Below are 26822 nucleotides of genomic sequence, written 5' to 3'. Positions count from 1 at the left end.
ACCAAGGCCACCCGAGGCACCTCGGTTTCGACACGCTCGCTGCACTCGCTGCTCAACCAGCAGCGTCTGCACTTTGCTGCTCGACCAGCGGCGGTCCGATCGGTCGGTCAGAGGTGCTGGGGCTGCGCGGCCAGCAGGTCGGCGTACCAGTGGAAGGAGTTCTTCCGGGTCCGCTCCAGCGTCTCGTAGTCGACGTGGACCAGGCCGTAGCGCTGGGTGTAGCCCTCGGCCCACTCGAAGTTGTCCATCAGCGACCAGCAATAGTAGCCGCGTACGTCGACGCCGCGGGTGATCGCCTCCGAGACCGCACCGACGTGGGCGCGCAGGTAGTCGATGCGCACCTGGTCGTCGACCACGCCGTGCTCGTCGGGGGCGACGTCGTAGCTGCAGCCGGACTCGGTGATGTAGATCGGCGGCAGGGCCGCGCGGAAGCGGGCACGGAAGGTGACCAGCCACTCGCGCAGCGCGTCCGGCACGACCGGCCAGCCGGACTCGGTGGTGGGATAGCCGACGACCTCGCGGAAGTCGAAGGGGATGTCGGAGTCCTCGTCGGCCGCAGCGACACGCAGGGGGCTGTAGTAGTTGACCCCGTAGAAGTCGAGCGGCTGGCGGATGGTCGCGAGGTCGCCGTCGCGCATGACGTCCTCGAACAGCGGCATCAGGTCGGCGGGATAGCGCCCGAGCAGCATCGGCTCGAGGAACGTGCCGTTCCACAGGGCGTCGAAGATCTTGCTCATCCCGACGTCGGCGTCGTCGTCACTGGCGGGCCAGATCGGCGAGTGGTTGTTGGCGCACCCGATGGAGGTCGCCCCGGCGCGGCGCAGCTCGATCGCGGCGCGGCCGTGGCCCAAGAGCAGGTGGTGGGCCGCAGGCAGGCAGTCGAAGAGCAGCTTCTTGCCGGGGGCGTGCGTGCCCAGGCCATAGCCCAGGATCGAGGCGACATTGGGCTCGTTGACCGGCACCCAGTGCTCGACGCGGTCGGCGAACTTCTCGCCCACGATCTCGGCGTAGTCGGCGAACCGCTCGACGGTGTCGCGGTTGAGCCAACCGCCGTCGTCCTCGAGCGCCTGCGGGAGGTCCCAGTGGTAGAGCGTGACCATCGGCTGCTGGCCGTGGGCGAGCAGGGTGTCGATGAGCCGGTCGTAGAACGCCAGCCCCTTCTCGTTGGCGGGCCCGCGCCCGGTGGGCTGGATCCGCGGCCAGGCGATCGAGAAGCGGTAGCCCCCCGTGCCGAGCTCCTGCATCAGCGCGACGTCCTCCTCCACCCGGTGGTAGTGGTCGCACGCGACCTCACCGGTGCTGCCGTCGACGATCCGGCCGGGCTCGGCACTGAAGGTGTCCCAGATGCTCGGACCCCTGCCGTCCTCGGCCGCCGCGCCCTCGATCTGATAGCTCGCCGTGCTGGTTCCGAAGCGGAAACCGGGCGGAAGCATGGGGAAGTCATGCGGGAAGGACACATCCGCGAAGATATCGCCATGACGAGGGCCCTGTACGCCGGTTCAGACAGGTCGTCGTCGACTGCGGAGGGCCGGGTGACCAGGCACTCCTTCTCCTTCGGGCCGCACTACGACCCGGCCAACCTCGGTTTCGGCCCTCTGGTCTGCCACAACGACGACGAGCTGGCGCAGGGGGCGGGTTATGCCGAGCATCCGCACTCCGAGCTGGAGATCGTCACCTGGGTGCTCGAGGGCGCACTGGTCCACACCGACTCCACCGGCGCCCGCCACGTCGTGGAGGCCGGTCGGGCGCAGGTCCTGTCCGCGGGTTCGGGCATCCGGCACAGCGAGGTCGCCGATCCCGGATCGGGGCGCTGCCGCTTCATCCAGGCGTGGATCACACCCAGCGCGCCCGGCACGCAACCGTCGTACGTCCTGGGCGAGGCGCCACCGGCCGCCGCCGGTCTGGTCGAGGTGGTCGGCGGCTATGGGCTGCCGATCGACGCTGCGGGCACCCGTCTGCTGGTGGCTCGGCTGGCGCCGGGTGAGTCCGTCGCGCTGCCCGAGGATCCCCGACAGCACGTCTTCGCAGCCACGGGGGCTGCATCGCTGGACGGCGTCCCGCTGGCCGCCGGCGACGCCGTACGCCTCACCGACGAGCCGGGGCGGGTGGTGCGCGCGAGCGAGGCGACCGAGCTCCTGGTCTGGACCTTCGCCTGACCCCGCTGCCGTCGGTTGAGCCGGGCGAGGAACGAGCCCGAGTCGAAACCACGGCCGACTGACCCCGCCGTCGGTTGAGCCGGGCGAGGAACGAGCCCGAGTCGAAACCACGGCCGACTGACCCTTGGTTTCGACACGCTCGCTTCGCTCGCTGCTCAACCAGCGGGCCCACGATCGCTGCTCGACCAGCGGCGGCCTACGGGATCAGCACCCCCGGGTTGAGGATCCCCACCGGGTCGAGCTCGGCCTTGACCGCCCGGAGCACCCGCACCCCGACCTCACCGATCTCCTGGGCGAACCACGGCTTGTGGTCCGTGCCGATGGCGTGGTGGTGGGTGATCGTGGCGCCGGCCGCGATGATCGCGTCGCTGGCTGCTGCCTTGGCGGTCTGCCACTGGGCGAGCGGGTCGTCGGCCTGGCTCGCGGCGACGGTGAAGTAGAGCGAGCACCCGGTCTCGTAGACGTGCGAGACGTGGCACAGGACCAGCGACCCCTCGCCGAGCGCGGCCTGCAACGCCTCCTTCACGTCGTCGTGCAGCCGCGCACGGTTGGACCAGAAGGTGGCGGTCTCGAGGGTCTCGACGAGCACGCCGTGGTCCAGCAGGGAGTCGCGGAGATAGGGGGCGTCGAAGCGTCCCTGCACCCACTTCCGGCCGGGCTCCTCGCCGAGGGCCGTGCCGCCGAGGCCGGTCAGCACGGCCGACACCGCCTCACGCCGCGCGTCCACCTGCTCGGCGGTGCCCTCGTAGCCGGTGATCATCAGGCACCCGGGGTCGTCGGTCCCGCCGATCGACGTCGGGTCGGCGAGGTTGATCGCGGTCTCGGTCTCGTCCGAGAGCCGGATGACCGTGGGCAGCAGGCCCGCCTGCGCAAGGGTGCGCATCGCGTCGGAGCCCGCGTCGAACGACGGCCAGCGCCACCCGTCGTACGTCGTGACCGCGGGCGCGCGGCGCACGCGGACCGTCACCGACGTGATCACCCCGAAGGCGCCCTCCGAGCCGAGGAGGAGCTGACGCAGGTCAGGCCCGGCGGCGTTGGCCGGCGACGAGCCGAGGTCGAGCGACCCCGTGGGTGTCGCCGCCGTCAGCCCCACGACCATCGCGTCGAAGCGGCCGTAGCCGGCGCTGGACTGGCCGCTGGAGCGGGTGGCCGCGAAGCCGCCGATCGAGGCGTGATCGAAGGACTGCGGGTAGTGGCCGAGGGTCAGGCCGTGCCCGGCGAGCAGCGCCTCGGCCTCGGGACCGCGCAGGCCGGGTTGGAGGGTCACGGACATCGAGACGTCGTCGACGGCGAGCAGCCGCTTCATCCGGACCAGGTCGAGGCTGACCAGGCCGGCGAAGCCGTCGCGCCGGGCGGCCAGCCCCCCGGTCACACAGGTGCCACCACCGAACGGCACGACCGCGACCCGGTGCTCGGCCGCCCACGCCAGGACGGCGACGACCTCGACGTGACCGTCAGGACGCACGACGGCATCGGGGGCGTCGGAGAGGTCGCCGGACCGTGCGCGGAGGAGGTCGGGGGTGGACTTGCCGCGGGTGCGGAGCGTGCGGGTCTCGTCGTCGACGAGGACGTGCTCGGCGCCGACGAGCGCGCGCAGCCCCTCGAGGAGCGCGTCGTCCAGTGCGACCGCCGGCGGCGTCGCCCCTGTCACCGCCGGTCGGTCCCGGAGGCCGAAGGCGAGCTCGACCAGCCCGCGGGCGGACTCGGGCAGGTCTGAGGCAGCGGCCGGGTCGCCCCAGCGCTGCGGGTGCATCTCGACGGTGGGCGTCTCCAGGGTCATGCGTTACAGTGTGACACATGTCGTCACTTCGTCACATCCCGGAACCTCGGCTCGACGCCTACCTCGACGCCGCTCGGGACTGCATCCTCGACGTCGGCTGGCGGCGCACGACGCTCACCGAGGTCGCGAAGCGCGCCGGAGTCTCACGGATGACGATCTACCGCACCTGGTCCGACATGGGCTCGCTGCTGGGCGACCTGATGACCCGCGAGTGGGTGACCGTCGCGGCAGCGACGCGGGTCGCCGCGCTCGACACCACCACCCCGTCCGGCATCGCGGCCGCGGCCCTCTCCACCGTCCGGGCGCTCCGCGACAACGAGCTCTTCGTCCGCATCGTCGAGCTCGACCCCGACCTGATGCTTCCCTACCTCCTCTCCCGGCGCGGCCGCTCGCAGGAGGCGCTGATCGAGATCCTCGCCGCCGAGATCGAGAGCGGCCAGGCCTCGGGCGCGATCCGCGCCGGCGACGCCGTACTGATGGCGCGCTCGCTCACCCTCGCGGGCCACGGCTTCGTGTTCTCCGCGCTGACGATGGTCGACGGCGAGATCGGCCTGGAGGACCTCGACACGGAGTACGCCCGCCTGGTCATCGGGTCGCTGACGCCGTGAGCCGGCGGATCACCCCCGGCCTGGCGGGGATCCCGACCGAGGTCGACGTGGTGGTCGTCGGGCTCGGCATCACCGGCGCCGGCGTCGCCCTCGACGCCGTCACCCGGGGCCTGAGCGTCCTCGCGGTCGACGCCCACGACCTCGCCTTCGGCACCTCGCGCTGGTCGTCCAAGCTCGTGCACGGCGGCCTGCGCTACCTCGCCCAGGGCCAGCTCGCGATCGCCCACGAGAGCGCCGTCGAGCGCGGCATCCTGATGGAGGTCACCGCCCCGCACCTCACCCGGCCGCTGCCGATGCTGACCCCCGTCAACGACGCCATGTCGCGCGGCCGCACGGCGATGACGTGGGCCGGCCTGCACGCCGGCGACGTGCTGCGCCGCACCGCGCACACCACCACCCGCACCCTCCCCCGACCCCGCCGCCTCAACGCCACCGAGACCCTCAACCTCGCCCCCGCCCTGCGCGCCGACACCCTGCGCGGAGGGCTGCTCGCCTGGGACGGGCAGCTCGAGGACGACGCCCGGCTGGTGGTCACCGTGGCCCGCACCGCGGCGTCGTACGGCGCCGACGTGCGCACCCGCGCCCGGGTCACGGGCGCGACCGGCAACCGCGTGGAGCTGCGCGACGAGCTCAGCGGAGCGACGTACGCCGTCCGCGCCGGCGCCGTCGTCAACGCGACCGGGGTCTGGGCCGGGGACCTCGACGACCAGGTCCGGCTGCGGCCGAGCCGCGGCACGCACCTCGTCCTCCGGGGCGCCGTCCTGCCGCACACGCGGGTCGCGGTGATGGTGCCGATCCCGGGCACCACGGCGCGCTTCGCGATGGTGCTGCCGCAGCCCGACGGCACGATCTACGTCGGCCTCACCGACGAACCCGTCACTGGTCCCGTGCCCGACGTCCCGGTGCCGAGCGAGGTCGAGATCGACTTCCTGCTGGGCGTGGTCGCCTCCGCGTTCACCACCCCGCCGACCCGTGCCGATGTGGTCGGCGCCTTCGCCGGGCTGCGTCCCCTGCTCGAGGTCACCGGCGCAGACGCCACCGCCGACCTCTCGCGCCGGCACGCGATCCTGACCTCGACGACCGGCGTGACGACGGTCGTCGGCGGCAAGCTCACGACCTACCGGCGGATGGCCGAGGACACCCTCGACGTCGTGCTCGCACAGGGTCGGCTCGCGGCGGGTCCGTGCCGTACGGCCTCCCTCCCGCTGCTGGGCGCCGCCTCGGCGGAGGAGCTGCGCCGCTGCGCCGCCCCCGCCCGGCTCGTACGCCGCTTCGGCACCGAGGCCGAGCTGGTGCTCGCCACTGCCCGCGAGGTCACCGGGCTGGCCGACGACGACCTGCTCACCCCCGCCTCGGACGACGTACCGGTCACCCTGGCCGAGCTCGTCTTCGCCCTCACCCACGAGGGCGCGCACGACCTCGACGACCTGCTCGACCGGCGTACGCGGGTCGGGCTGGTGGCCGCCGACCGGGTCGTCGCCGAGCCCCTCGGTCGCCGGGCGCTCGAGCTCGTCGCCACCGGATCACAACCGATCACCCTCGGATAGCGTCTCCCCGTCGGGCGCACGGTGCGCCGACCTGATCGGGGGATCACATGCTTCGTCGTCTCGGAGGCTGCGCGATCGCGCTGGCCCTGCTCCTGCCCACGCAGGCCATGGCCTCGCCGCCGTCCTCACCGGACGCACGCGTCGGCTCGGCCGTCACGAAGTCGCGCACCGTGAAGCTCGGCCACAAGCCCGTGCGCGCCACCACCGCCACCAAGGTCCGGCTCACGTTCAAGGGTCGCAAGGGCCAGCTGGTCCACCTTGCCCGCGTCGACGCCGCCGACGAGTGCGGCGGCCGGACGCTGCGTAGTGGCGGGAAGACCGTCAAGCCGTGGGCGCAGGGATACTGGCGGCTGCCGCGCACCGCGACGTACACCGCGATCAACAAGCCCTGCCGCACCGGGGAGAAGACCTCCGTGAAGCTCCAGGTGCGCAGGGTCGTGCGTGAGGACCGCCTCCTCGAGGACGCCCCGATCGATGTCGGCGCCAACCAGCGGGTGACCCACCTCGTGCCGTTCCGGGTGTTGGACGGCGAGCGGGCCGGACTCAGCGGCACGGACCGGATCGCCCTGATCCGCCCGGACCGCTCAATCACCCGCGACGTCGCGCCCGACCAGACAGGCTTCACCGTGGGCTCCGGCACGGGCGCAGTCGGCCATGACGTGCCGAGCCCGGCCGGGCGCTACTTCCTCGAGGTCGCGCCGCGCGCCCAGGTGTCGCTCTTCGTCACCATGCTGCGCACGGTGAGCGTCGACGGGGCACCGGTCGTCGTCCCCGCCGGGCGCTACGCCCGCCTCGCGTTCACCGGTCAGGCCGGGCAGTGGATCTATCCCGAGCTGACCGTCGCGACCACCGGCGCGTCGGCGACCAGCCACCGGCTCACCAACGTCGTGACCCCGTCCGACGAGTTCCTGCCTGCCGTGAGCGTCCCCTGCCCCGGGGCCACCTGTGCCGCCACCGGCGTCACCCAGCTGCCGGTCAGCGGCACGTACGTCGTGTCGGTGCCGATCAGCCCCGGTGACGATGTCGCCGTCTCGGTGCGGGTCCGCAGCGCTCTGCGCGCCGCGCCCGCCACGGTCGACGGACCGCCCGTGAGCCTCACGGCGACCTCGCCCGGCCAGTGGGTCGTCAGCGACCTCCCCGAGCTGCCGCGCGACGCGTCCGGCGGGTCCGGCGTCACCATGACGGCCAGCAACGCATCGCCCTCCCTGACGGACTGGCGCGTCCGGGCCGTCAGCGGGTACGGCCCCTGCAACCCGGGACTCTTCAACGACTGCTTCGACATCCACGGAGCGCCGAACGCCTTCACGTTGAGCCCCACGACGCTCTCGTCTCCGGTGCCGTGGGACACCTTCGCCCACCAGGCCGTCGCCGTCCTCGCGGTTCCGCCCGGCGTCACCGGGAGCCTCGACCTGGCTCTCACCCGGCCGCCGAGCGGGTCCTGAGCCACCTCGATCGACGCTTCGGGCCACAGGCGATCAAGCACACAGCAAAATTCGCCGGCACTTCCGGTGAACCTCGGACACGCGGTGGGCGAGGTGGGATTCTTCTCCACGGCGCGCCCCTTGCCGACCCCATGCGGCAAGGGGCGCCCAGTCCATTTCATGGGGCTCGCTCCGCTTCGCCCGTGTCCGCGCGCTCGTGACCCGTTCGTTCGTCGTCGCGCGGGCCACCCTCACTCCACGGTGACGGACTTCGCGAGGTTGCGGGGCTTGTCGATGTCGTGACCCAGGTGCTGCGCCGCGTGGTAGGCCAGCAGCTGCAGCGGGATGGTCAGCAGGATCGGGTCCAGCTCGGGCTCGTTGCGCGGCACGTCGATGCGCCGGGCGCCGATCTCCCCGAGATCGACCTCGGCGTGCGTGATCACCACCAGCGGTCCCTGACGGGCGTCGATCTCGTGGAGCGCGCCGATGTTGCGCTCGGTCAGCTCGTCGCGCGGCACGAGGGCCACCGTCGGCACCTCGGGGTCGATCAGCGCGAGCGGGCCGTGCTTGAGCTCGGAGGTCTGGTAGGCCTCGGCGTGGCGATAGCTGATCTCCTTGAACTTCTGCGCGCCCTCGCGGGCGACCGGGAAGCCGCGCACCCGCCCGATGAAGAACAGGCTGCGCGCCTCGGCCAGCGACTTGGCGACGGCGACCAGGTCGTCCTCGCCGGCGAGGATCTCCTCGATCTGGCCGGGCAGCTTCTCGAGCCCGGCGACCAGCCGCTTGCCGTCGGCGATCGAGAGGTCGCGCACCCGGCCGAGCTGGAGCGCAAGCAGCGCGAAGCCTAGGAACATGTTGGTCAGCGCCTTGGTGCTCGCGACCGCCACCTCCGGACCGGCGTGGAGGTAGATGCCGCCGTCGCACTCCCGTGCGATCGCGGACCCGACGACGTTGACAAGACCGACGCAGCGCCCGCCCTTGCGGCGTACCTCCTGGACCGCGAGCAGGGTGTCGATGGTCTCGCCGGACTGGCTCACCGCGACGTAGAGCGTGTCGGGCTCGATCACCGGGTCGCGGTAGCGGAACTCGCTGGCCGCCTCGGCGTCGGCGGGGATCCGGGCGAGCTCCTCGATGAGCGCCGCACCCATCTGGCCGACGTAGTAGGCCGAGCCGCAGCCCAGGATCTTCACCCGGCGCACGGCGCGCAGGTCGCGGGCATCCATGTCGAGGCCACCGAGGTGGGCCGTGCCGAACCGCTCGTCGAGGCGGCCGCGCAGCACGGCCTGGGCGGTCACGGGCTGCTCGAGCATCTCCTTGTGCATGTAGGACTCGTGGTCACCGGCGTCGTACGCCGACGCGTCGATGTCCATCTCGGTCGCGGTCTTGCCGGTCGAGGAGAGGTCGGTGTGGCGCATCGTGGTGAAGCCGGCCGCCGTGACGGTGGCCATCTCGCCGTCGTCGAGCATCGCGACGGTCGTGGTGTGCCGCACGATCGCGGCGAGGTCGGAGGCGACGTACATCTCCTTGTCGCCGACACCGACCACCAGCGGGCTGCCGTTGCGCGCCACGACGATGCGGTCGGGGAAGTCGGCGTGCAGCACGGCCAGCCCGTAGGTGCCGACCACCGCCCGGAGCGCGTCGCGGACCTTGCCTTCGAGGGTGTCGGCGTCGCTGCGCGCGACGAGGTGGGCGAGCACCTCGGTGTCGGTGTCGCTCGCCAGGGTGACCCCGGCGTCGGTGAGCTCGGCGCGCAGCGCGGCCGAGTTGTCGATGATGCCGTTGTGCACCACCGCGACCCGACCGGACTCGTCCGCGTGCGGGTGGGCGTTGGCGTCGGTCGCGGGGCCGTGGGTGGCCCACCGGGTGTGCCCGATGCCGGTGGTGCCGGCGAACCGCTTGGGCAGCACGTCGCTGAGCTCGCGCACGCGGCCCGCCTGCTTGACCACCCGGATCCCGCGGCTGCCGAGGACGGCCACGCCCGCGGAGTCGTAGCCCCGGTGCTCGAGGCGGGTGAGTCCTTCGAGGACGACGGGAGCCGCGTCCTGACGGCCGATGTAGCCGACGATTCCGCACATGTTCTGGGTCCTTGTCTCTTAGGAGTAGACGATCCGGCGCAGCTGTCGCTCGGAGAGCTCCGGCGCGGCGGCGACGCGCTGCGGCAGCTCCCGGGCGATCTGAGCGAAGATCTCGGGGTTCTTGGCCCCGTACGTCTTGAGGTGGGCGTGCCGCTCGCGGACCCAGACCTCCACGGGTTGGGCGTGGAAGGCGATCACGTCCTCGATCACGCGAGCCGCCTCGCCCGGTGTCAGCGACGTGGTGGCGACGACGTGGGAGACGAGATCGGGGTCCGGCACCCGAGAAGCCTGCTCCTTCGGCGCCCTTGTGACAACTTCTTGCCCGAATTCGGGCAGACCGGGCCAACTCGAGGCGCGAGCCGTTCCCCTGAGCTCGTCACTCGAGCCCCAAGTGGAGCACCGTGAGCCCTTTCCCCCGGCCATAGTGCTCACCAATGGGGAAACTTCGCCAGATTTCAGCGAAGTGATGGTGCGCAGGTGGGCCGTGCTACCTTAGGTGAACAGCAAGTGAACGGGAGGTGTCATATGAGCAAGCACACGATGACCGGGGCACCGGTCTGCAGCTGGGTCGCCGTCAAGGACGCGTCGGGTCGCACCCACATGGAGGCCCGCTGGTCGGTCGCCACGGTGGCCCACACCGCCGCCGCCTGACCGCTGCCCCTGGCCTGAGCCACGTCCCCCTCGGGGACGTGGCTCGCCGCATTTCAGGACCGGACGGAAATTGCTGGCACCTCCGGGGAATGAAAGACGTGATCGGTCCGTTATGGTGATTGAAAGTTCTACCAACTACTTCCAGGAGCCAGCATGTCCACCGCCTTCGACGCCCCCACCACCGCCATCGACGACATCACCGGTGACTACACCCTCGACGTGAGCCACAGCCGCCTCGGCTTCGTCGCCCGCCACGCCATGGTGACCAAGGTGCGCGGCCAGTTCGGCGCGTTCACCGGCACCGCCACGATCAACGAGGCCACCCCGGCCGACTCGAAGGTCGACCTGTCGATCGACGTCACCTCCGTCGAGACCGGCAGCGCGGACCGCGACGGCCACCTCAAGTCGGGCGACTTCTTCGACACCGAGACCTACCCCTCCATCACCTTCGTCTCCACCGACGTCAAGCGCGACGGCAGCGACTGGTCCGTCACCGGCGACCTGACGATCAAGGACGTGACCAAGCCCGTCACGATCGAGTTCGAGCAGACCGGCTCCGCCCAGGACCCCTTCGGCAACGTCCGCGTCGGCTTCGAGGGCGAGACCACCATCAACCGCAAGGACTGGGGCCTCACCTGGAACGCCGCGCTCGAGACCGGCGGCGTCCTCGTCTCCGAGAAGATCAAGCTCGAGTTCGACATCTCGGCGATCAAGAGCGCCTGAGCCTCCCGAGTCCTTCCGGACTCACCGTCGAGAGACCCCGTCAGCCCCACGGCCGGCGGGGTTTCTTGCCGACCTGACGCTTGTGCGCACCACCGACCCGCCCAGCTGACGCTTGTACGCACTGCGGACCCGCCCAGCTGACGCTTGTACGCACTGCGGACCCGCCCAGCTGACGCTTGTACGCACGAGGCGCGTACACAAGCGTCAACTCGGCACCGCTCGCGTGTACACAAGCGTCAGGTCGGCACGCCGCCCGCGTACACAAGCGTCAGCTCGGCACCCCGCCCGCGTACACAAGCGTCAGGTCGGCACCCCGCCCGCGTACACAAGCGTCAGGTCAGCGGGGGTTCTTGCCCTTGTAGCCGCCGCCGGACGAGCCGCTCTTGCGGTGGCCGCCGGCGTGCGAGCCGCGCTGGGGACCGTTGTCGGGCTTGAGCGCGATGAGCACGCCGGAGATCCGGGTGGCGGCGAGGCGGTCCAGCGTGCCCGCGGGCAGCGTCGCCGGGAGCTCGACGAGGGAGAAGTCCGGCTTGATCGAGATGTAGCCGAAGTCCTGGCGCGAGAGCCCACCCTCGTTGGCGAGGGCACCGACGATCTGGCGCGGCTCGACCTTGTGCCGCTTGCCGACCTCGAGGCGGTAGGTCGACATGGGCACGCCGCTGCGCGAGTCGCGTGCCGGCTGCCGCTCGGCCTTGCCGCCGTGGGTGGGTCGCTCGTCGAAGCTGCGGGTGGTGCGCTCCGGCTCGGGCTCCAGCAGCAGCGGGTTGTCACCGTGCATGACCGCGGCCAGCGCGGCGGCCACGTCGACCTCGGGCACGTCGTGCTCACTGACGTAGTGCGACACCACGTCGCGGAAGAAGTCGATGCGCTCCGGCTGGGCCAGCGCCTGGGTGATCTGCTCGTCGAAGCGCGACAGACGGGTCGCGTTGACGTCGTCGACCGTCGGCAGCTGCATCTGCGTCAGCGGCTGGCGGGTGGCCTTCTCGATGGCGCGCAGCAGGTGGCGCTCGCGCGGCGTCACGAAGGCGATCGAGTCACCCGAGCGTCCGGCGCGACCGGTGCGACCGATGCGGTGGACGTAGGACTCGGTGTCGGTCGGGATGTCGTAGTTGACGACGTGGCTGATCCGCTCGACGTCGAGGCCGCGCGCGGCGACGTCGGTGGCGACGAGGATGTCGAGCTTGCCGGCCTTGAGCTGGTTGATGGTGCGCTCGCGCTGCACCTGGGCGACGTCACCGTTGATCGCCATCGCGGAGTAGCCGCGGGCGCGGAGCTTCTCGGCCAGAGTCTCGGTCTCGTTCTTGGTGCGGACGAAGACGATCATGCCCTCGAAGTTCTCGACCTCGAGGATGCGCGTGAGGGCGTCCACCTTCTGCGGGTAGGACACGATCAGGTAGCGCTGGGTGATGGAGGAGACCGTCGACGTCTTGTTCTTGACGGTGATCTCGACCGGGTCGTGCAGGTACTTCTTGGAGATGCGGCGGATCTGCGCCGGCATCGTCGCCGAGAACAGCGCGACGTGCTTGCTGTCGGGGGTGTCGGCGAGGATCGTCTCGACGTCCTCCGCGAAGCCCATCTTGAGCATCTCGTCGGCCTCGTCGAGGACGAGGAAGCGCAGCTCCGACAGGTCGAGGGTGCCCTTCTCGAGGTGGTCCATGATCCGGCCGGGGGTGCCGACGACGACGTGGACGCCGCGACGCAGCGCGGAGAGCTGGACGCCGTAGCCCTGGCCGCCGTAGATCGGCAGGACGCGTACGCCCTTGAGGTGGGCGGCGTACTTCTCGAAGGCCTCCGACACCTGGAGGGCGAGCTCACGGGTCGGCGCGAGGACGAGCGCCTGCGGGGTCTTCTGCGACAGGTCGAGCTGCGACAGGATCGGCAGCGCGAAGGCGGCGGTCTTGCCGGTGCCGGTCTGCGCGAGGCCGACCACGTGGCGTCCCTCGAGCAGCGGCGGGATGGTGGCCGCCTGGATCTGCGAGGGGGTCTCGTAGCCGACGTCCGACAGCGCCTTGAGGACCTCGGGCGCGAGGCCGAGGTCGGCGAAGGTCTGCTGGGGGGCTTCGGTCTGGTCGTCACTCACCCGAACAAAGGTAGGGCCTCACGGGGGAATCGGACATTCCCCAGCGGGCAGCGGGGGCGCGGATAAGCGCGCGACAGGCCCACACGTGAGGCAGCACACTTCTTTCATGCCCGAAGAGCCCCGTCCGGACCCGGCGTCCGCCGACAGCCTGCCTCCCCTTCCCGAGGGGCTGACCACCCGCCCCCTGCGGAAGACCGACGCCCGCGCGGTCTTCGAGCTGATGGCCGAGCAGGAGCGCCTCGACATCGGCGTGGTCTCCATCGAGGAGTCCGACATCGTCAGCGACTGGGCGCGCCCCAGCCACGACCTCGCCGCCCGCTCGGTCGGCGTCTTCGACGGCGAGACCCTCGTGGCGTACGCCGAGCTGATGGGCGCCGACCGCGCGGACACCTCCGTCCTGCCGTCGCACCGCGGTCGCGGGATCGGCACCTGGCTGGCGCACTGGCTCCAGGACCTCGGCCGGCGGGTCGGCTCGACGGTCGTCGGGATGCCGGTGCCGCAGGGGTCGCCGGGTGACCGGCTCCTGGAGGAGCTCGGGTTCCACGTGCGGTGGACCAGCTGGGTGCTCAAGCTCCCCGAGGGCGCGAGCATCCCGGACCGCGCGCTGCCGGAGGGGTACGTCGTACGGACGGCGCAGCCCGGCGAGCTGCGGGCTGCGCACGACGTGCTGGAGGACGCCTTTCTCGAGTGGTCGGTGCGCGACCGGGAGGCCTTCGACGACTTCGAGGCCGCCACCACCGGCCGGCCGGGCTTCGAGCCGTGGAACCTCCGGGTCGCCCTCGACGGCGACGGCGCGGTCGTCGGCGTGTCCCTCGTCCTGGTCTCCGACAACGGCACGACCGGGTACGTCGACCGGCTCGCGGTGCGCCGCGACCAGCGCAACCGGGGCCTGGCCCAAGCGCTGCTGGTCGATTCCTTCGCCCAGGCACGCGCCCACGGCACCTCGACCTCGGAGCTCAGCACCGATTCGCGGACCGGGGCTCTCGGTCTCTACGAGCGCGTCGGCATGGTGGCCGATCAAATCTGGGTCAATCGTGGGATCGACCTGCCCCCCACCCGGGAAAACGCAGACTGACTCCGCCCTAGCAAAAGATTCCGTCTAAACCCCACTGGTCTAGACCTGCTGTCCACAGGAGAAACAAGTGCTCCTCATGACGCTCTCCAGCCCTTACGATCGATCGACGTCGTTTCGGGCGGCGCCGCGTGGGGACGTGGGGTCCCTACTTCGGCATTTCTGTGGGGGTTATTCGTGCAAGATCTACATGCATTGGTCGTCGAAGACGATCCGGACATTTCCTCGGCGCTGGTGGAAACACTGGAGGGGGCCGGTTTCCGGGTCACCTCGGCGCGCGACGGACGGGCAGCGGTGGATGTGGCGGCAGCCGATCCACCCGACCTGGTCACGCTCGACCTGACGCTGCCGCACATGGACGGCATCGAGGTGTGCCGCCGCATCCGGGAGACCAGCGACTGCTACATCGTCATCGTGTCCGCACGGTCCGACGAGGTGGACAAGCTGATCGGCCTGGAGGTCGGCGCGGACGACTTCGTCCTCAAGCCGTTCTCACCGCGTGAGCTGCGTGCTCGGGTGGCTGCCCTGTTCCGGCGACCGCGTACGGCCGTGGTGGCCGACGAGGCGCCGTCGCGGGCTCCGCACGTGCCGAGCCCGTCGCAGCCTGCGGACGAGCCCAGCACCATCTCGTGCGGCGCGGGGCTGGTCATCAACTCCGCACGGCGCGAGGTGCAGGTCGACGGCGCGATCGTCGACCTGACCCGCATCGAGTACGACGTGCTCGAGTACCTCGCCACCCACCTCTCGCGGGTCTGCACCCGCGAGGAGATGGTGCTGGCGATCTGGAGCAGCGCGCTCACGCACGACCACCACCTGGTGGACGTGCACGTGGCCAACCTGCGCGGCAAGCTGCGCCGGCACTCCGACGCCACCTGGATCCACACGATCCGCGGCATCGGCTACCGGATGGACCGCGAGGGCCAGCAGCAGGATCGGCGAGCCGGTGGCGGGCCCTACCTCGTGGCGCGCATCGACTCGGAGGACTGGGCCCGAGGCCTGGACTTCTGATCCTGCTCATCCCCATCACGCACGCTTCCTAGCCTCTTCCGCCTACCATCGGGAGGGGCTGGGGAGCTCGCGTCCTGCGTGCGGCTCCGGTCGGCGTCACGACCGCACCAGCCACTTCACTGTCTCGGGAGCTCGCGCATGATCGATCAACGCACGGCTGTGGTGGTCGAGGACGACCACGACGTGGGCGACCTGATCTCCGGGCTCCTCGACAAGGCGGGCTTCGACGTGGCCGTCGCGCGCACCGGTGCCGACGCGCTCACGATCATCCGTGAGCAGCGCCCCGACCTGGTGACGCTCGACCTCACCCTGCCCGACATCGACGGCGTCGAGGTCTGCCGCCAGATCCGTCTGGTGAGCGACTGCTACGTGATCGTGGTCAGCGCCCGCACCGGCGAGGTCGACCGGCTCATCGGTCTCGAGGTCGGCGCGGACGACTACCTCGTCAAGCCGTTCTCGATGCGCGAGCTCCAGGCGCGGGTCGCGGCGCTGTTCCGCCGACCCCGCAACCAAGACTCCGCCCGTGCCGAGGTGGCACGCACCGAGACGGTGCGCGACGAGGCCGTACGCAGCGCGGAGCCGACCGCGGCCGGCGAGGCGACGCGCCCGAGCGTTGACACGGATCCGCTGGGCTGCAGCGACCTGACCCTCAACACCGGTGCCCGGGAGGTCCTGGTCTCCGGCGAGGAGATCGACCTGACCCGCACCGAGTTCGACCTGCTCGCCCACCTCGTCAGCAACCCCGGCGTGGTCGTCCCCCGCGAGGCGCTGCTGCGCGCGGTGTGGGACACCGAGTTCGTCCCGGACAGCACGCACGTGGTCGACGTGCACCTGGCCAACCTGCGCCGCAAGCTGCGTGGCGCCGCGTCGGACAACCAGTGGATCCGCACCATCCGCGGTGTCGGGTTCCGGTTCGACCCCTGCTGCAACTGACCCCGACCGGTCAGCGGGCCGACTCGCGCAGGGTCGCGCCCCGCGCGCCTCGTACGGTCATCATCGCGCTGGCTAGCGCGACCGCACCGAAGACCGCGGCGGCGAGCAGCGCCAGCACCACGAGTCGTACGGGCGAGATCGCGGCCACCAGCGCCGGTGCCGTCGGGTCGTCGGCGTAGCCCAGCGTGATCGTGCGCAGCACCACCCACTGCGCGAGCGAGCCGGCGAGGATGCCGGCCAGCGCCGCGCTGCCCAGCACGACCGCCAGCTCACGCATCACCGCCACCATGACCGACGCCTTGGGCACGCCCACCACGCGCAGCGCCGCCGCGTCCCGGCGCCGGGCCGGGAGCTGCACGGCCGCGCTGACGAAGAGCCCGGCCAGCGCCATCAGCAGCACGAGCACGGCGACCACGCCGTAGAGCCGCAGCGCCAGGGCGTACGCACTCTGGTCGAGCACGGCGCGCTCCTGGGCAAGCGTCGTGCCGACGGTGAGTCCGGCCTCGGACAACGCGTCGGTGACGGACGTGGGCGTGCCCTCGCGGGCCAGCACGTGGACCGTCACCAGGTTGTCGTAGACCGGCCGGTCGGTGAGGAACGAGGAGTAGTCGACGAGCAGGCCGGACGGACCGGTGAAGGGCATGCCCTCGATCTCGCCGACGCGGTCGACCGGGATCAGGCCGTAGCCCTCGTCCAGCTTGGTGAGCGCGCGCTCCTGCACGCCGGGCCCGGCCAGCGCGGGTCGGTCGCGGGTGATGCCACCGGCGGTGAGGCGGGCCATGCCCACGGAGTCGCCGGTCTCGACGGTCATGTCGAGCTGGCCGTCGGTCTCCACCAGGTCGGTGATCGAGGTGCGTACGGCCGGGTCGGGCGTCGGCGCCCAGCCGGCACCCTCGATGGCGTCGACCGGTGCGCCGTCCATCTCGATGCCGACCAGGCGCAGCGTCCCGGACATCCGCGTGTTGGTGCCGGCGCCACCGCCGAGCGTCATCCCCTCCAGGGGGCAGCCCTCGCGGCAGAACGGCACCCGGGCCGACTTCGTCGACTCGCCCGGACCGAAGGGACCGACGTAGGTCTTGAGCGGCAGGCCGTTGCGGCTGCCGAAGCGCACCTCGACGGACAGGTCGCGGTCCATGTCGGCCTGGTTGTCGATGGTGATCGAGATCCGCCGGCCGGTGACAGTGGGGACGACGCCGCCGGGCGCGATGTCGTCGACCACCTGGGTGACGTCACGCCCCGGGCTCCACGTGGGCGGCCACGTCGACACACGAGCGAGGCGGCTGCTGTCGACGACCGAGAAGTTGGCGCCGGGGTTGGTGACGCTGGCGGCGGCCATGATCCATTCGCCCTCGGGGTCCACCCTCCGGGTGAGGTCGACGGCCTCGGCCAGGGTGAGCGAGGTCGACCAGGTGGTGTCGGCGGGCGAGGCCGTCGCGGCCACGCTGGTGCGCCAGGTCGCCGCGGAGTCGTAGACACCGGCACCGAAGACCGCCACCGCGATGGCGGCGGTGATGGGCAGGATGACGAGCGTGCCCTCCTGCCGGCGCGAGATCGCCCGCCACGACACGAAGCCACTGAGGGAGCGACCCCGCGAGCGGCCGGTCCACCACGTCGCCACCACCGCGGTGAGCCTGGTGGCGGCGAGGCCGGCGACGACGGCCAGCAGCACCGGCAGCACGAGGTCGGTGGCGTCCGGCTCGCCGGGACCGCTGGCCGACAGCTTGCTGGCCAGGGTCGCTACGGCGAGCGCGACGAGGGTGAGCTGGGCGATGACCGACCAGCGGCGCGCGGCCACCGGACGTCGTACGCCGCTGAGCTGGGAGGCCAGCGACTCGCGGACCACCAGGCCGACCGCGACGCACGCGACGGCGAACGCCGCGAGGAGCACCAGCGCGCCCGCGATCCAGCTGGCTCCCGGCAGCGGGAGGGGCAGCCCCGGCACCAGCCAGCTCCGCACCAGGACCACCGAGAGCCCGAGGCCGAAGGCGATGCCGAGGGGGGTCGCGATGAGCAGCACGACCAGGGGCTCGGCGAGGCCCAGCCCCCACAACTTGCGGGCCGTGACGCCGCGCAGGGACGCCAGGGCGAGCTCCGGGACGCGGAGCTCGCTGGCGGCGTTGAGCAGGCGCATGAGCAGCGCGAGCGCGACCAGGACCAGCGACAGCACGGCGGGCGCGATCGAGCTGCGCGCCGTGGACTGCTGGAAGCGGACCTCCTCGACCACGTCGGCGAGCGAGTTGGTGTCGTCGGCGACCAGCGTGCCGCCCTCGACCTCGAGCGCGACGTCGGACGGGACCGCCGTGGCCGAGGTCGCGGCCTCGTCGAGCTGGTCGGGGGTGAGGTCGGAGGGGACGTCGAGCTCGGTGTCCACCCGCACGGTCCACCCGCCGGCTGCGGTGACGGTGTCGTCGGTCGTGATCAGGGGGGCCGGGGCGAAGGGCTGGTAGCCGCCGCGGATGCTCTCCTGCTCGTTGGTGCTGGTGAGCCGGCCGGGGATCAGCCAGCCGTCGCCGGGGCCGGGGGTGACGTAGGTGCCGACCACGACGACCTCGCCGAAGCCGGGCCGAGGGAGGCCGAGCTGCTTGACGCCGTTGGTCTCGAAGATCGCGAGGGGCAGCGGTTCGCCGATCTCGGCGCCGGTCTTCTCCAGGTCGGCGGCGAGCATCAGGACCTCGCCCCGCGCCTCCGGGCAGCGGCCCTCGATCTCCAGGTGGTCGCAGGCGTCGGCGCGCGACCAGAAGGTGACCACCCCGCGCAGGGCGCTGAACCGCTCGGACTGGGCGATCGTGACCGGCTCCTGCCACGGTCCCGTGGTGAGGTCCGTCGAGGCGGCCGCGGCGTTGCGCTCGGCCTCCTCGAGCGACGAGCCGCCGTCGGGCGTGAAGACCCGGCTCAGGCCGGTGAGGCCGGTCGGGGTCTCCTGGAGACGCGTCACGACGTAGGAGTTGGTGACCGCCTCCGAGAAGACCGGGCCGAGCACAGCGGACCCGATCGCGAGCGCGGTCAGCAGCACCGAGCCCGCCGACAGCAGGGCCCGGGAGCGCAGCCCGCGGACGATGGCACCGAGGAGCGAGATCATGCTCCTTCCTCCTCTCGCAGCAGGCTCGGCCGGGTGGTGGCGGCGCGTACGGCGCGGGCGCGACCGCCGACCAGCACGACCGCAGCGGCCGACAGCACCGCCGGGATCACCAGCGGCCACGCCTGCGGAGCGGTGTCGAGGGGCAGGCCGGCGACGGGCAGCGTCAGCAGCGGGAGGCCGTCGAGGAGGAGCGTGACCGCCAGCGAGCCGCCGGCGACCACGATGCCGAGCACGAGCACGGTCAGGCTGACGAGCTCGGCGCGCCCGGCCCGGCGGGCGGTGCCGAGGGAGACGCCGAGCACGCGCAGGGACGCCACGTCGCGGCGGTAGTCGCGCAGGTGCCGCGCCACACCCGCACCGAGGGCCAGCAGCGCGACGAGGGCGCAGGCGAGTGCGGTGAGGGCGTACGCCACGGACTGGGCGCCGCCGAAGCGCTCGTCGAGGGAGTCGCGCACCGCGTCGCGGGTGCGCCACGTCCCGTCGGCGGCGGTCGCCACCTCGTCGAGCATGGCCTGCGGGGTGCCGTCGGCGGCGACGACCTGCACCTCGGCGGACGGGACCGTCGGCCCCGACCCGGCGGCGGACGTACGGATGTCGGAGAGCAGGCCGACGCTGCCGAGCAGCGGCAGCGTCCGGGCCACGCCGATGACGTCGGTCGGGAGGTCGTCGCCACCCAGGTCGAGGGCCAGCGGCTCCTCGACGTCGGCGGCGAGCACCGGCACGCGCGTCCCTGCGTCCTCGAGCTCCAGCGCGAGCGCGACGGACGGGAGCAGCGCGACCTGGAGCCCGTCGGGGCGGTTGACCACGAGGGTGGCGGGGGGCTGGTAGTTGCGGAAGAAGTTGCTGTTGAGGGCCGACTCGACCGAGACCGGGTCGGGCACCCACGGCCGCTGCAGGAGGTCGGTCTCGCCGAGCCGGAGGCGGTCGAGCAGCACCTCGAAGACGCTGCCGTCGATGAGCCCCTGGCTGTCGCGGCCCACTGCGAGACCGGTGATCGTGCAGCCCTCCGCGCACGCGCGGACGCGGACGGATCGGGTGACGGGGGTGCCGTCCCGGGGGACGTCCGTACGCACCGTGACAGCGCCGGACGCGTTGCCGGAGGCGACATAGCTGAGGGTCAGCTCGAGGCGGCCTCCGCCGACCGCGACGTCCTCGCCGTCGGGCCCGCGGAACGTACGCGACCGCGGCACCTGCAAGCCGGTCACGGTCATCGTGAGCCGGTCGCCGACGGCCTGGACGGGGACGATGTCGCTGGCCAGCCGGTGCACCGCGTCGGAGGCCGCGCGGGCGGGCGTGCCGTCGTAGAAGTCGCCGACGACGGCGTCCCAGCGGCCGGCGTCGACGTAGGCCCGACGCTCGGGCAGGCGACCCTCGTTGCGGACGATGGCCGAGGCGATGAGGTGGTCCCCCTCCGGGTCGACCTGCTCCGTCAGGTCGACGGCACCCACGGCCCCGAGGCTGGTCGCGTCGATGGTGCGGGCGCCGGGCACCTCCACCCCCGCCTGCTCGCTGGTCCAGCGGTTGACGCTGACCGCACCGCTGAGGGCCAGCGCACCGACGACGGCCGCGGCGACGACGAGGCGGATCGGGGTGACGAGGTCGTCAGCACGGGCCAGCCGGCGGGCGGCGAGGAAGGCACCCATGCCACGCTTCTCGGTGACCGGCGTCAGGCCGCGGGCGGCGATCCGGATGGTCCAGATCGCGAGCTGCCCGAGCGCAAGTCCGACGAGCGCGGGACCGACGAGCACGACGAGGTCCGGCTCACCGGTGGCGGCGCGGCTGCGGTAGGCGGCGACGCCGGCACCGACGAACACCAGCACGCTGAGGAACAGGGCCAGCGTCGTCGCGCGCCGAGGGCGACGTCGGCTGGAGACCTGGACGGCGAGCGGCTCGCGGAGCGCGGCCGCGGCGGACAGCCCGACGATCAGCAGGGCCGCGCCCGCGATGGCGGCCGCCGCGACGAGGGCCGGCCGACCGAGGGCCGGGGCGGTCTCGGCCAACCAGGTCGAGGTGGCGACCAGGGTGCCGATGGCACCGACGACCAGCCCGACCACGGTGCCGACGACGATCGCGAGGAGCGGCTCGACGAGGAGGAAGCGCCACAGGCGCACGCCGTGGATGCCGCGCAGGCGGGCGAGGCCGATCTCCTCGCGTCGAGCCACGGCGAGCTCGGCGCCGATGCTCGGCACCGCCACCGCGCCGATCAGGAGCAGGGGCGCGGTCAGCCAGCGGGAGGTGGCGGCGGCCTCGGCGAACTGCAGCACCGTCACGGCGCCGCCGACCACGACGACCGTCATCAGCACCAGCGTCGTCAGGGCACCCCGACGACTCCAGGCGCCCCGGAGGACACGACTCACCTGATGACCCGGCCCTCGTCGAGGGCGATGTGGAGGTCGCAGGCCTCGACGACGGCGGGGTCGTGCGTGGCCACCACGACGACAGCACCGCGGGCGGCCTCCTCGCGGAGCTCCGCCAGCACGACGCCACGGTTGCCCTCGTCGAGCTCGGAGGTCGGCTCGTCGGCGAGCAGCACGTCGGCGCCGACGACGAAGCCGCGGGCGCACGCGACGCGCTGCATCTGGCCGCCGGAGAGCTCCTCGACCTGGCGCTCGCCCAGGTCGGCGATGCCGAAGCGCGCGAGCGCGGCCTCGGCCGCCTCGTCGGCGTCGGCGGGCGCGGTGCCGCGGGCGCGGAGCGCGATCGAGACGTTCTCGCGGGCCGAGAGGATCGGCACCAGGCCGTAGACCTGGAGCACGAACGCGACCTGCGGGAGCGGGTCACCGCTGCCGGTCCACATCTCCCGGCCGTCGAGCTCGGCGGTGCCGGAGGTGGCCTGCAGGAGGCCGCCGGCGATGGAGAGCAGCGTCGTCTTGCCCGAGCCGCTGGGCCCCGACAGCGCGGTCACCTTGCCGGCCGGGAAGGTGACGCTGACGTCGTCGAGGAGCGTGCGCCCGGCGACGTACGTGATGCCGTCGAGGCGCAGCGCGGTGTCGGTCTGCACGGGACCGGGGCCGAATCCGCTGAGCGTCATGTCGGGTTCCCCTCGCCGCTGGCGCGGGTCACGATGATGCGGCCCTGCTCGTCGTCCTCGAAGCGGACGAGCGTGCCGGGCGGCCACTCGGCGGCGATGTGACCGGGCAGGTGGAGCACGCCGTCCTCGCCGACGACGGCGTACTCGGAGCCGCCGTGGCCCTCGGCGCCGACCCGGCCGCCCTTCATCGTCACCGTGCGCGGGAAGGTCGCGGCCACCTCGGGCTGGTGGGTGACGACCACGATGGTGGTGCCGAAGTCGTCGCCGAGCGAGTGGATCAGGTGCAGCACGTGGTCGCGGTCGGCGTGGCTGAGCTGGCTGGTCGGCTCGTCGGCGAGCAGCAGCCGCGGGGCGGTCGAGACCGCGCAGGCGAGCGCGAGGCGCTGACGCTGTCCGCCGGACATGGTGGAGACCACCTGGTCGGCCTGGTCGACGAGCCCGACCCGGTCGAGCAGCTCGGTGTCGGCGAGCGCGTCCCCGCGCTCGTTGCCCGAGAGCGAGAGCCGGGCGAAGGCGATGTTCTGGCGCGCGGTGGCGTAGGCCAGGAGGTTGCGGGTGGCGCCCTGGAGCATGGTCGAGACCTGGCGCGAGCGGATCCGGGCGAGGTAGCGCTCACCCATCCGGGAGATCTCCTCGTCGCCGAGGAAGATCTTGCCGGCGCTGGGCTTCTGGATGCCGCCGAGCAGCGCGAGGAGCGTGGACTTGCCCGAGCCGCTGGGGCCCAGGAACGCGACCCGCTCGCCCGCGCGGATGGTCAGGTCGACGCCGCGCAGGGCGACGACGTCGTGCCCGCCGAAGGTCTTGTAGAGGTGGACGACCCCCTCGCAGCGGATGCCGAGCCCACCGGTGCGGGTCTCCTCGACCGCGGTCGTGCTCTCCCGCACGTGCCCCCCTTTTGATGAAACAACGGGCTTCAACATACATAAACTGCCGTACCTTGAGCGCATGGTGATTCGCGTAGCGCTCGTCAACGACGACGAGGTGGTCGTCCGGGGTCTCGACGCCATGATGCGCAGCTACAGCAACCGGGTCGAGATCGTCGAGCTGGTGGCCGGCAAGCCGGTCAGCCAGCCGGTCGACGTGGCCCTCTACGACACCTTCGGGATGGGCCAGGGCAACGGTCCCGCCGTGCAGCGGCTGGTCGACAGCCCGCAGGTGCGCAGCGTCGCCGTCTACACGTGGAACTTCCAGCCATGGCTGACCCGCGACACCCTCAACACCGGCGTCCGCGGCTACCTCTCCAAGAGCCTCCCGGCCGCCCGGCTGGTCGACGCGCTCCACGCGATCGCCGCCGGTCAGCTCGTGGTCTCCCCCTCGCGCGGGCGCTCGTCGCTCGTCGGCGGCGACTGGCCCGGCCGCGAGGAGGGCCTCACCGCCCGCGAGGCCGAGGTGCTCTCGCTCATCACGATGGGCCTGAGCAACCAGGAGATCGCCGAGCGCACCCTGCTGTCGCTCAACTCGATCAAGTCCTACATCCGCTCGGCCTACCGCAAGATCGACGTCGACTCCCGCTCCAAGGCGGTCCTCTGGGGCGTCGAGCACGGGATGCGCGCCGACCGGGTGCGGATCAACGGGTCGCCGGCCCGCGAGGGCTGACGCTCGGCCGCTCGTCGGCCGCTGCTGTTGCCGCAACCACCGGGTACCCGCCGGAGGGCGAGGTTCTCGCCGGTTGCAACGGTCGGGAGGCGTACGAAGGGGACTGGAACCCTGCGGTCGTCACGATGAGGGCAGCGCCGCGCCACCGCCGTACGATCCTCCGGTGACCGAGCACCACCCCGCGATCGACCCGGACGACCTGGCGACGACCCTGCGGGTGCTGCAGACCCTCCACCGCGTGCCGGGCGAGCACCCCGACCACATCGCGGTGAAGCGCGCGGCTTCGCACATGTACAAGTCGATCAAGGCCGAGCGCAAGCTCGCCAAGCGGGCCGAGGAGCTGGCCCACGACCGCGCGATCACCGAGCTGACCGCCACCGGGTCGCCGGTCCGGATCGACGACGAGACGTCGGGCATCCCGCTGGTGTCCACCGCACCCGGAGCCTTCGCCGGCGAGCTGATCAACCCCCGCGGCTGCTACATCTGCAAGACCGACTTCACCCTGGTCGACGCGTTCTACCACTGGCTCTGCCCCTCCTGCGCGGCGATGAGTCACGCCAAGCGCGACCAGCGCACCGACCTCACCGGCAAGCGCGCGCTGCTCACCGGCGGCCGCGCGAAGATCGGGATGTACATCGCGCTGCGCCTCCTGCGCGACGGGGCGCACACCACGATCACGACCCGCTTCCCCAAGGACGCCGTCCGCCGGTTCTCCTCGCTGCCCGACGCCCCCGACTGGATCGACCGGCTCAAGATCGTCGGCATCGACCTGCGCGACCCGACCCAGGTCATCTCGCTGGCCGACGACGTCGCGGCGAGCGGTCCGCTCGACATCCTCATCAACAACGCGTGCCAGACCGTACGTCGCACGCCGGGCGCCTACGCGCCGCTGGTCGACGCCGAGCAGCAGCCGCTGCCGTCCGGCACGGTCCTGCCCGAGCTGATCACCTTCGACCGGATCTCCGAGGCCCACCCGGCCGCGATCGCCGGCGCCCTGGGCGACACCGCGGTCGCCCACCACGAGGGCGAGTCGGACGAGCAGGCGCTGGCCGCCCACAACGCCGCCACCCTCACCGCGCTCGCGCTGAAGGCCGGGCACGCCTCGCTCGACGCCCACCTCGCCGGCACCGCGGTCGACGCGGGCGGGCTGCTGCCGGACATGCAGACCAACAACTCCTGGACCCAGACCGTCAGCGAGGTCGACCCCCTCGAGCTCCTCGAGGTGCAGCTCTGCAACTCGATCGCGCCGTTCCTGCTGGTCTCCCGGCTGCGTCCGGCGATGTCGACGGCGGCGGCAGCGGCGGCCTCCGGCCGGGCGTACGTCGTGAACGTCTCGGCGATGGAGGGGCAGTTCTCCCGTCGCTACAAGGGCGCCGGCCACCCACACACCAACATGGCCAAGGCCGCGCTCAACATGATGACGCGCACGTCGTCGGGCGAGATGTTCGAGACGGACAAGATACTGATGACCGCGGTCGACACCGGCTGGATCACCGACGAGCGGCCGCACCAGGAGAAGCTGCGGATCGCCGCCGAGGGCTGGCACGCGCCGCTCGACCTCGTCGACGGCGCCGCGCGGGTCTACGACCCGATCGTGCTGGGCGAGGCCGGGACCGACCTGTTCGGCTGTTTCGTGAAGGACTACCAGCCGTCTCCCTGGTGACGGCCTCCCCCGCTGGTCGATGATTGACTCGAGGCGTGACCCGTCTCGAGACCGCCGAAGAGTTCCACGCCCGCGTCGCCGCCGCGACCGACGACGAGGGCCGGCTGCCCGTCGCGATCGAGCTGATGCCGGGCTGGGACATCTTCCCGTTCGAGCTCGACGACCTGCGGATCAAGCCGCTCGAGCCGATGCTGGACGAGGAGCCGACGCGACGCGGCGAGGATCCCGCCGAGTGCCAGTGCCGCGGACCGCAGACGCCCGAGCAGCAGGCCCAGGTGGTCTGGAGCAACGAGCGCTGGCGGCTCAAGCTGCTCGACATGCGGCTGCCGGTCGCGATGATCCTCCAGCCGCGCGACCACCACGACCTCGCCGACCTGCCCGACGACCTCGCCTCGGAGATGGGCCGGCTGATGGTCGCGATCACCGCCGGGATCGAGGAGCTGCCGAGCGTCGGCCGCTGCCACGTGGGTCGCTACGGCGACGGCAGTGCCCACCTGCACCCCTTCTTCTTCGGCCGCCCGGCGCGGATGCCGCAGCTGCGCGGCTCGACGCTGCTGGACTGGGAGGAGAACCTGCCCGAGGTCCCCGAGGACGTACGCCGTGCCAACGCCGCGCACGTCGCGAGCCGGCTCGTCGAGAAGGTCGGGGGCGACGGCCCGGCCTGGGAGGCGTGATGCCCGACGGGTCGGACGGCTCCGACTGGCTGGCGCTGCTGCGCTCGCACACCGACAGGCTCGCCGCAGTGGTCGCGTCCGCCGACCTCGACGCCCCGGTGACGCACTGCCCGGGCTGGTCCGTACGCGACCTGGTCGTGCACGTCGGGGGCGTGCACCAGTGGGCGGCGCACGCCGTGACGGCCGGCACCCCGGACCTCCGCCCGACCCCACCGGCGCCTGACGAGCACTCCCTCGCTGCCTGGTACGCCCGTCAGGCGGCGCACCTCCTCCACGTGCTCTCCTCCACACCCGCGGCCGCGCCCGCGTGGACGCTCGACGCGACCGACCGCACCGCCGGGTTCTGGCGGCGGCGCCAGGTCCACGAGGTCGCCATGCACACGTGGGACGCCGAGGAGGCCGTCGACCGGCCGACGGCGTACGACCCCGCGCTCGCCTGGGACGGTGTTCTCGAGGTGGCCGAGGTGCTCTACCCCCGGCAGGTGCGGCTCGGCCGCGTCGACCCGCTGCCGGCAGCCGTACGACTGGTCGCGACCGACGTGCCGGGCGACGTCACCGTCGGAGCGGGCCGCGAGCTCGAGGTCCGCGACCGGGCGGAGGTGCTCCTGCGGCTGCTCTGGCACCGCGCGGACACCTCGACGCTCGACCCTCAGGTCGCCGAGGTGCTCTCCGGCGCGCTGGCACCCTGAAGCTGCGGTGTCGCAGTCGTTGCCGACGCCGTCGAT

The 26822-nt window shown here is 72.1% G+C and carries 22 protein-coding genes; 13 read left to right on the top strand and 9 right to left on the bottom strand.

Annotated elements, in window-relative coordinates; all coding sequences use genetic code 11:
- Positions 1-107 precede the first annotated feature (107 nt).
- A complete protein-coding gene (locus tag BM127_RS15185) occupies positions 108-1433 on the bottom strand; it encodes a GH1 family beta-glucosidase (RefSeq protein ID WP_091199813.1) in 1326 nt (441 codons plus the stop codon).
- A 99-nt stretch (positions 1434-1532) separates the two neighbouring features.
- Between BM127_RS15185 and BM127_RS15180 the strand changes: the two genes are divergently transcribed.
- Positions 1533-2156, top strand: a complete 624-nt coding sequence (locus BM127_RS15180) for a pirin family protein (RefSeq protein WP_232786055.1) — start codon at positions 1533-1535, stop codon at positions 2154-2156.
- Positions 2157-2352: 196 nt separating this feature from the next.
- On the opposite strand, the gene BM127_RS15175 is transcribed toward BM127_RS15180, so the two are convergent.
- The gene (locus BM127_RS15175) at positions 2353-3936 is read right to left on the bottom strand and encodes an FAD-binding oxidoreductase (protein ID WP_231263441.1); all 1584 of its coding nucleotides are present in this window, start codon (positions 3934-3936) and stop codon (positions 2353-2355) included.
- A gap of 17 nt (positions 3937-3953) precedes the next feature.
- Between BM127_RS15175 and BM127_RS22600 the strand changes: the two genes are divergently transcribed.
- Genes BM127_RS22600 through BM127_RS15165 form a run of 3 tightly spaced genes read left to right on the top strand, consistent with a single transcriptional unit; the run spans position 3954 to position 7533 of the window.
- Positions 3954-4544, top strand: a complete 591-nt coding sequence (locus BM127_RS22600; protein WP_198554279.1) for a TetR/AcrR family transcriptional regulator — start codon at positions 3954-3956, stop codon at positions 4542-4544.
- Positions 4541-6091 (top strand): glycerol-3-phosphate dehydrogenase/oxidase, encoded by a 1551-nt coding sequence (locus BM127_RS15170; protein WP_198554280.1) that lies wholly within the window; start codon positions 4541-4543, stop codon positions 6089-6091. Before BM127_RS22600 ends, BM127_RS15170 begins: the two co-directional genes overlap by 4 nt.
- A 47-nt stretch (positions 6092-6138) precedes the next feature.
- A complete protein-coding gene (locus BM127_RS15165) occupies positions 6139-7533 on the top strand; it encodes a hypothetical protein (protein WP_091199807.1) in 1395 nt (464 codons plus the stop codon).
- A 230-nt stretch (positions 7534-7763) separates the two neighbouring features.
- Here BM127_RS15165 and glmS read toward each other — a convergent pair whose 3' ends face one another.
- Positions 7764-9587, bottom strand: a complete 1824-nt coding sequence (glmS, locus tag BM127_RS15160; protein ID WP_091199806.1) for a glutamine--fructose-6-phosphate transaminase (isomerizing) — start codon at positions 9585-9587, stop codon at positions 7764-7766.
- Between the two features lie 18 nt (positions 9588-9605).
- Positions 9606-9866: a hypothetical protein gene (locus BM127_RS15155; protein WP_091199804.1), complete on the bottom strand. Its 261-nt coding sequence runs from the start codon at positions 9864-9866 to the stop codon at positions 9606-9608.
- Between the two features lie 246 nt (positions 9867-10112).
- Here BM127_RS15155 and BM127_RS23050 point away from each other — a divergent pair, with 246 nt between their 5' ends.
- Positions 10113-10238: a hypothetical protein gene (locus tag BM127_RS23050; protein ID WP_269213674.1), complete on the top strand. Its 126-nt coding sequence runs from the start codon at positions 10113-10115 to the stop codon at positions 10236-10238.
- A 153-nt stretch (positions 10239-10391) separates the two neighbouring features.
- Positions 10392-10961, top strand: a complete 570-nt coding sequence (locus BM127_RS15150; protein WP_091199803.1) for a YceI family protein — start codon at positions 10392-10394, stop codon at positions 10959-10961.
- A gap of 337 nt (positions 10962-11298) precedes the next feature.
- On the opposite strand, the gene BM127_RS15145 is transcribed toward BM127_RS15150, so the two are convergent.
- Positions 11299-13041 (bottom strand): DEAD/DEAH box helicase, encoded by a 1743-nt coding sequence (locus tag BM127_RS15145; protein ID WP_091199802.1) that lies wholly within the window; start codon positions 13039-13041, stop codon positions 11299-11301.
- A gap of 106 nt (positions 13042-13147) precedes the next feature.
- Between BM127_RS15145 and BM127_RS15140 the strand changes: the two genes are divergently transcribed.
- From BM127_RS15140 to BM127_RS15130, 3 genes are all read left to right on the top strand, one after another.
- Positions 13148-14116, top strand: a complete 969-nt coding sequence (locus tag BM127_RS15140) for a GNAT family N-acetyltransferase (RefSeq protein WP_091199800.1) — start codon at positions 13148-13150, stop codon at positions 14114-14116.
- Positions 14117-14290: 174 nt separating this feature from the next.
- A complete protein-coding gene (locus tag BM127_RS15135) occupies positions 14291-15121 on the top strand; it encodes a response regulator transcription factor (protein ID WP_198554281.1) in 831 nt (276 codons plus the stop codon).
- A gap of 138 nt (positions 15122-15259) precedes the next feature.
- A complete protein-coding gene (locus tag BM127_RS15130; protein ID WP_091199796.1) occupies positions 15260-16054 on the top strand; it encodes a response regulator transcription factor in 795 nt (264 codons plus the stop codon).
- 10 nt (positions 16055-16064) lie between these two features.
- Here the strand turns inward: BM127_RS15130 and BM127_RS15125 are convergent, their stop codons facing one another.
- From BM127_RS15125 to BM127_RS15110, 4 genes are read right to left on the bottom strand one after another with little or no spacing between them, the layout of a single operon-like run.
- On the bottom strand, positions 16065-19133 hold the full coding sequence (locus tag BM127_RS15125) for an FtsX-like permease family protein (RefSeq protein WP_091199794.1): 3069 nt from the start codon (positions 19131-19133) through the stop codon (positions 16065-16067).
- Positions 19130-21430: a hypothetical protein gene (locus tag BM127_RS22340; protein WP_157829553.1), complete on the bottom strand. Its 2301-nt coding sequence runs from the start codon at positions 21428-21430 to the stop codon at positions 19130-19132. The genes BM127_RS15125 and BM127_RS22340 overlap by 4 nt, the downstream gene beginning before the upstream one ends.
- Positions 21431-21486: 56 nt before the next feature.
- On the bottom strand, positions 21487-22164 hold the full coding sequence (locus tag BM127_RS15115; protein ID WP_091199789.1) for an ATP-binding cassette domain-containing protein: 678 nt from the start codon (positions 22162-22164) through the stop codon (positions 21487-21489).
- Positions 22161-23048 carry an ABC transporter ATP-binding protein gene (locus tag BM127_RS15110; RefSeq protein ID WP_231263443.1) on the bottom strand — a complete coding sequence of 296 codons (888 nt, stop codon included), beginning with the start codon at positions 23046-23048 and terminating at the stop codon, positions 22161-22163. The genes BM127_RS15115 and BM127_RS15110 overlap by 4 nt, the downstream gene beginning before the upstream one ends.
- Positions 23049-23109: 61 nt before the next feature.
- Here BM127_RS15110 and BM127_RS15105 point away from each other — a divergent pair, with 61 nt between their 5' ends.
- From BM127_RS15105 to BM127_RS22330, 4 genes are all read left to right on the top strand, one after another.
- On the top strand, positions 23110-23760 hold the full coding sequence (locus BM127_RS15105) for a response regulator transcription factor (RefSeq protein ID WP_091199784.1): 651 nt from the start codon (positions 23110-23112) through the stop codon (positions 23758-23760).
- Positions 23761-23923: 163 nt separating this feature from the next.
- Positions 23924-25423, top strand: a complete 1500-nt coding sequence (locus BM127_RS15100) for an SDR family NAD(P)-dependent oxidoreductase (RefSeq protein ID WP_198554282.1) — start codon at positions 23924-23926, stop codon at positions 25421-25423.
- Positions 25424-25458: 35 nt separating this feature from the next.
- On the top strand, positions 25459-26097 hold the full coding sequence (locus tag BM127_RS22335) for a hypothetical protein (protein ID WP_091199782.1): 639 nt from the start codon (positions 25459-25461) through the stop codon (positions 26095-26097).
- A complete protein-coding gene (locus BM127_RS22330; protein ID WP_101228852.1) occupies positions 26097-26786 on the top strand; it encodes a maleylpyruvate isomerase family mycothiol-dependent enzyme in 690 nt (229 codons plus the stop codon). The genes BM127_RS22335 and BM127_RS22330 overlap by 1 nt, the downstream gene beginning before the upstream one ends.
- Positions 26787-26822 lie beyond the last annotated feature (36 nt).

The sequence above is a fragment of the Nocardioides alpinus genome (assembly GCF_900112035.1).
Classification (GTDB): domain Bacteria; phylum Actinomycetota; class Actinomycetes; order Propionibacteriales; family Nocardioidaceae; genus Nocardioides; species Nocardioides alpinus.
This window is presented reverse-complemented; position numbering and strand designations above follow the sequence as displayed.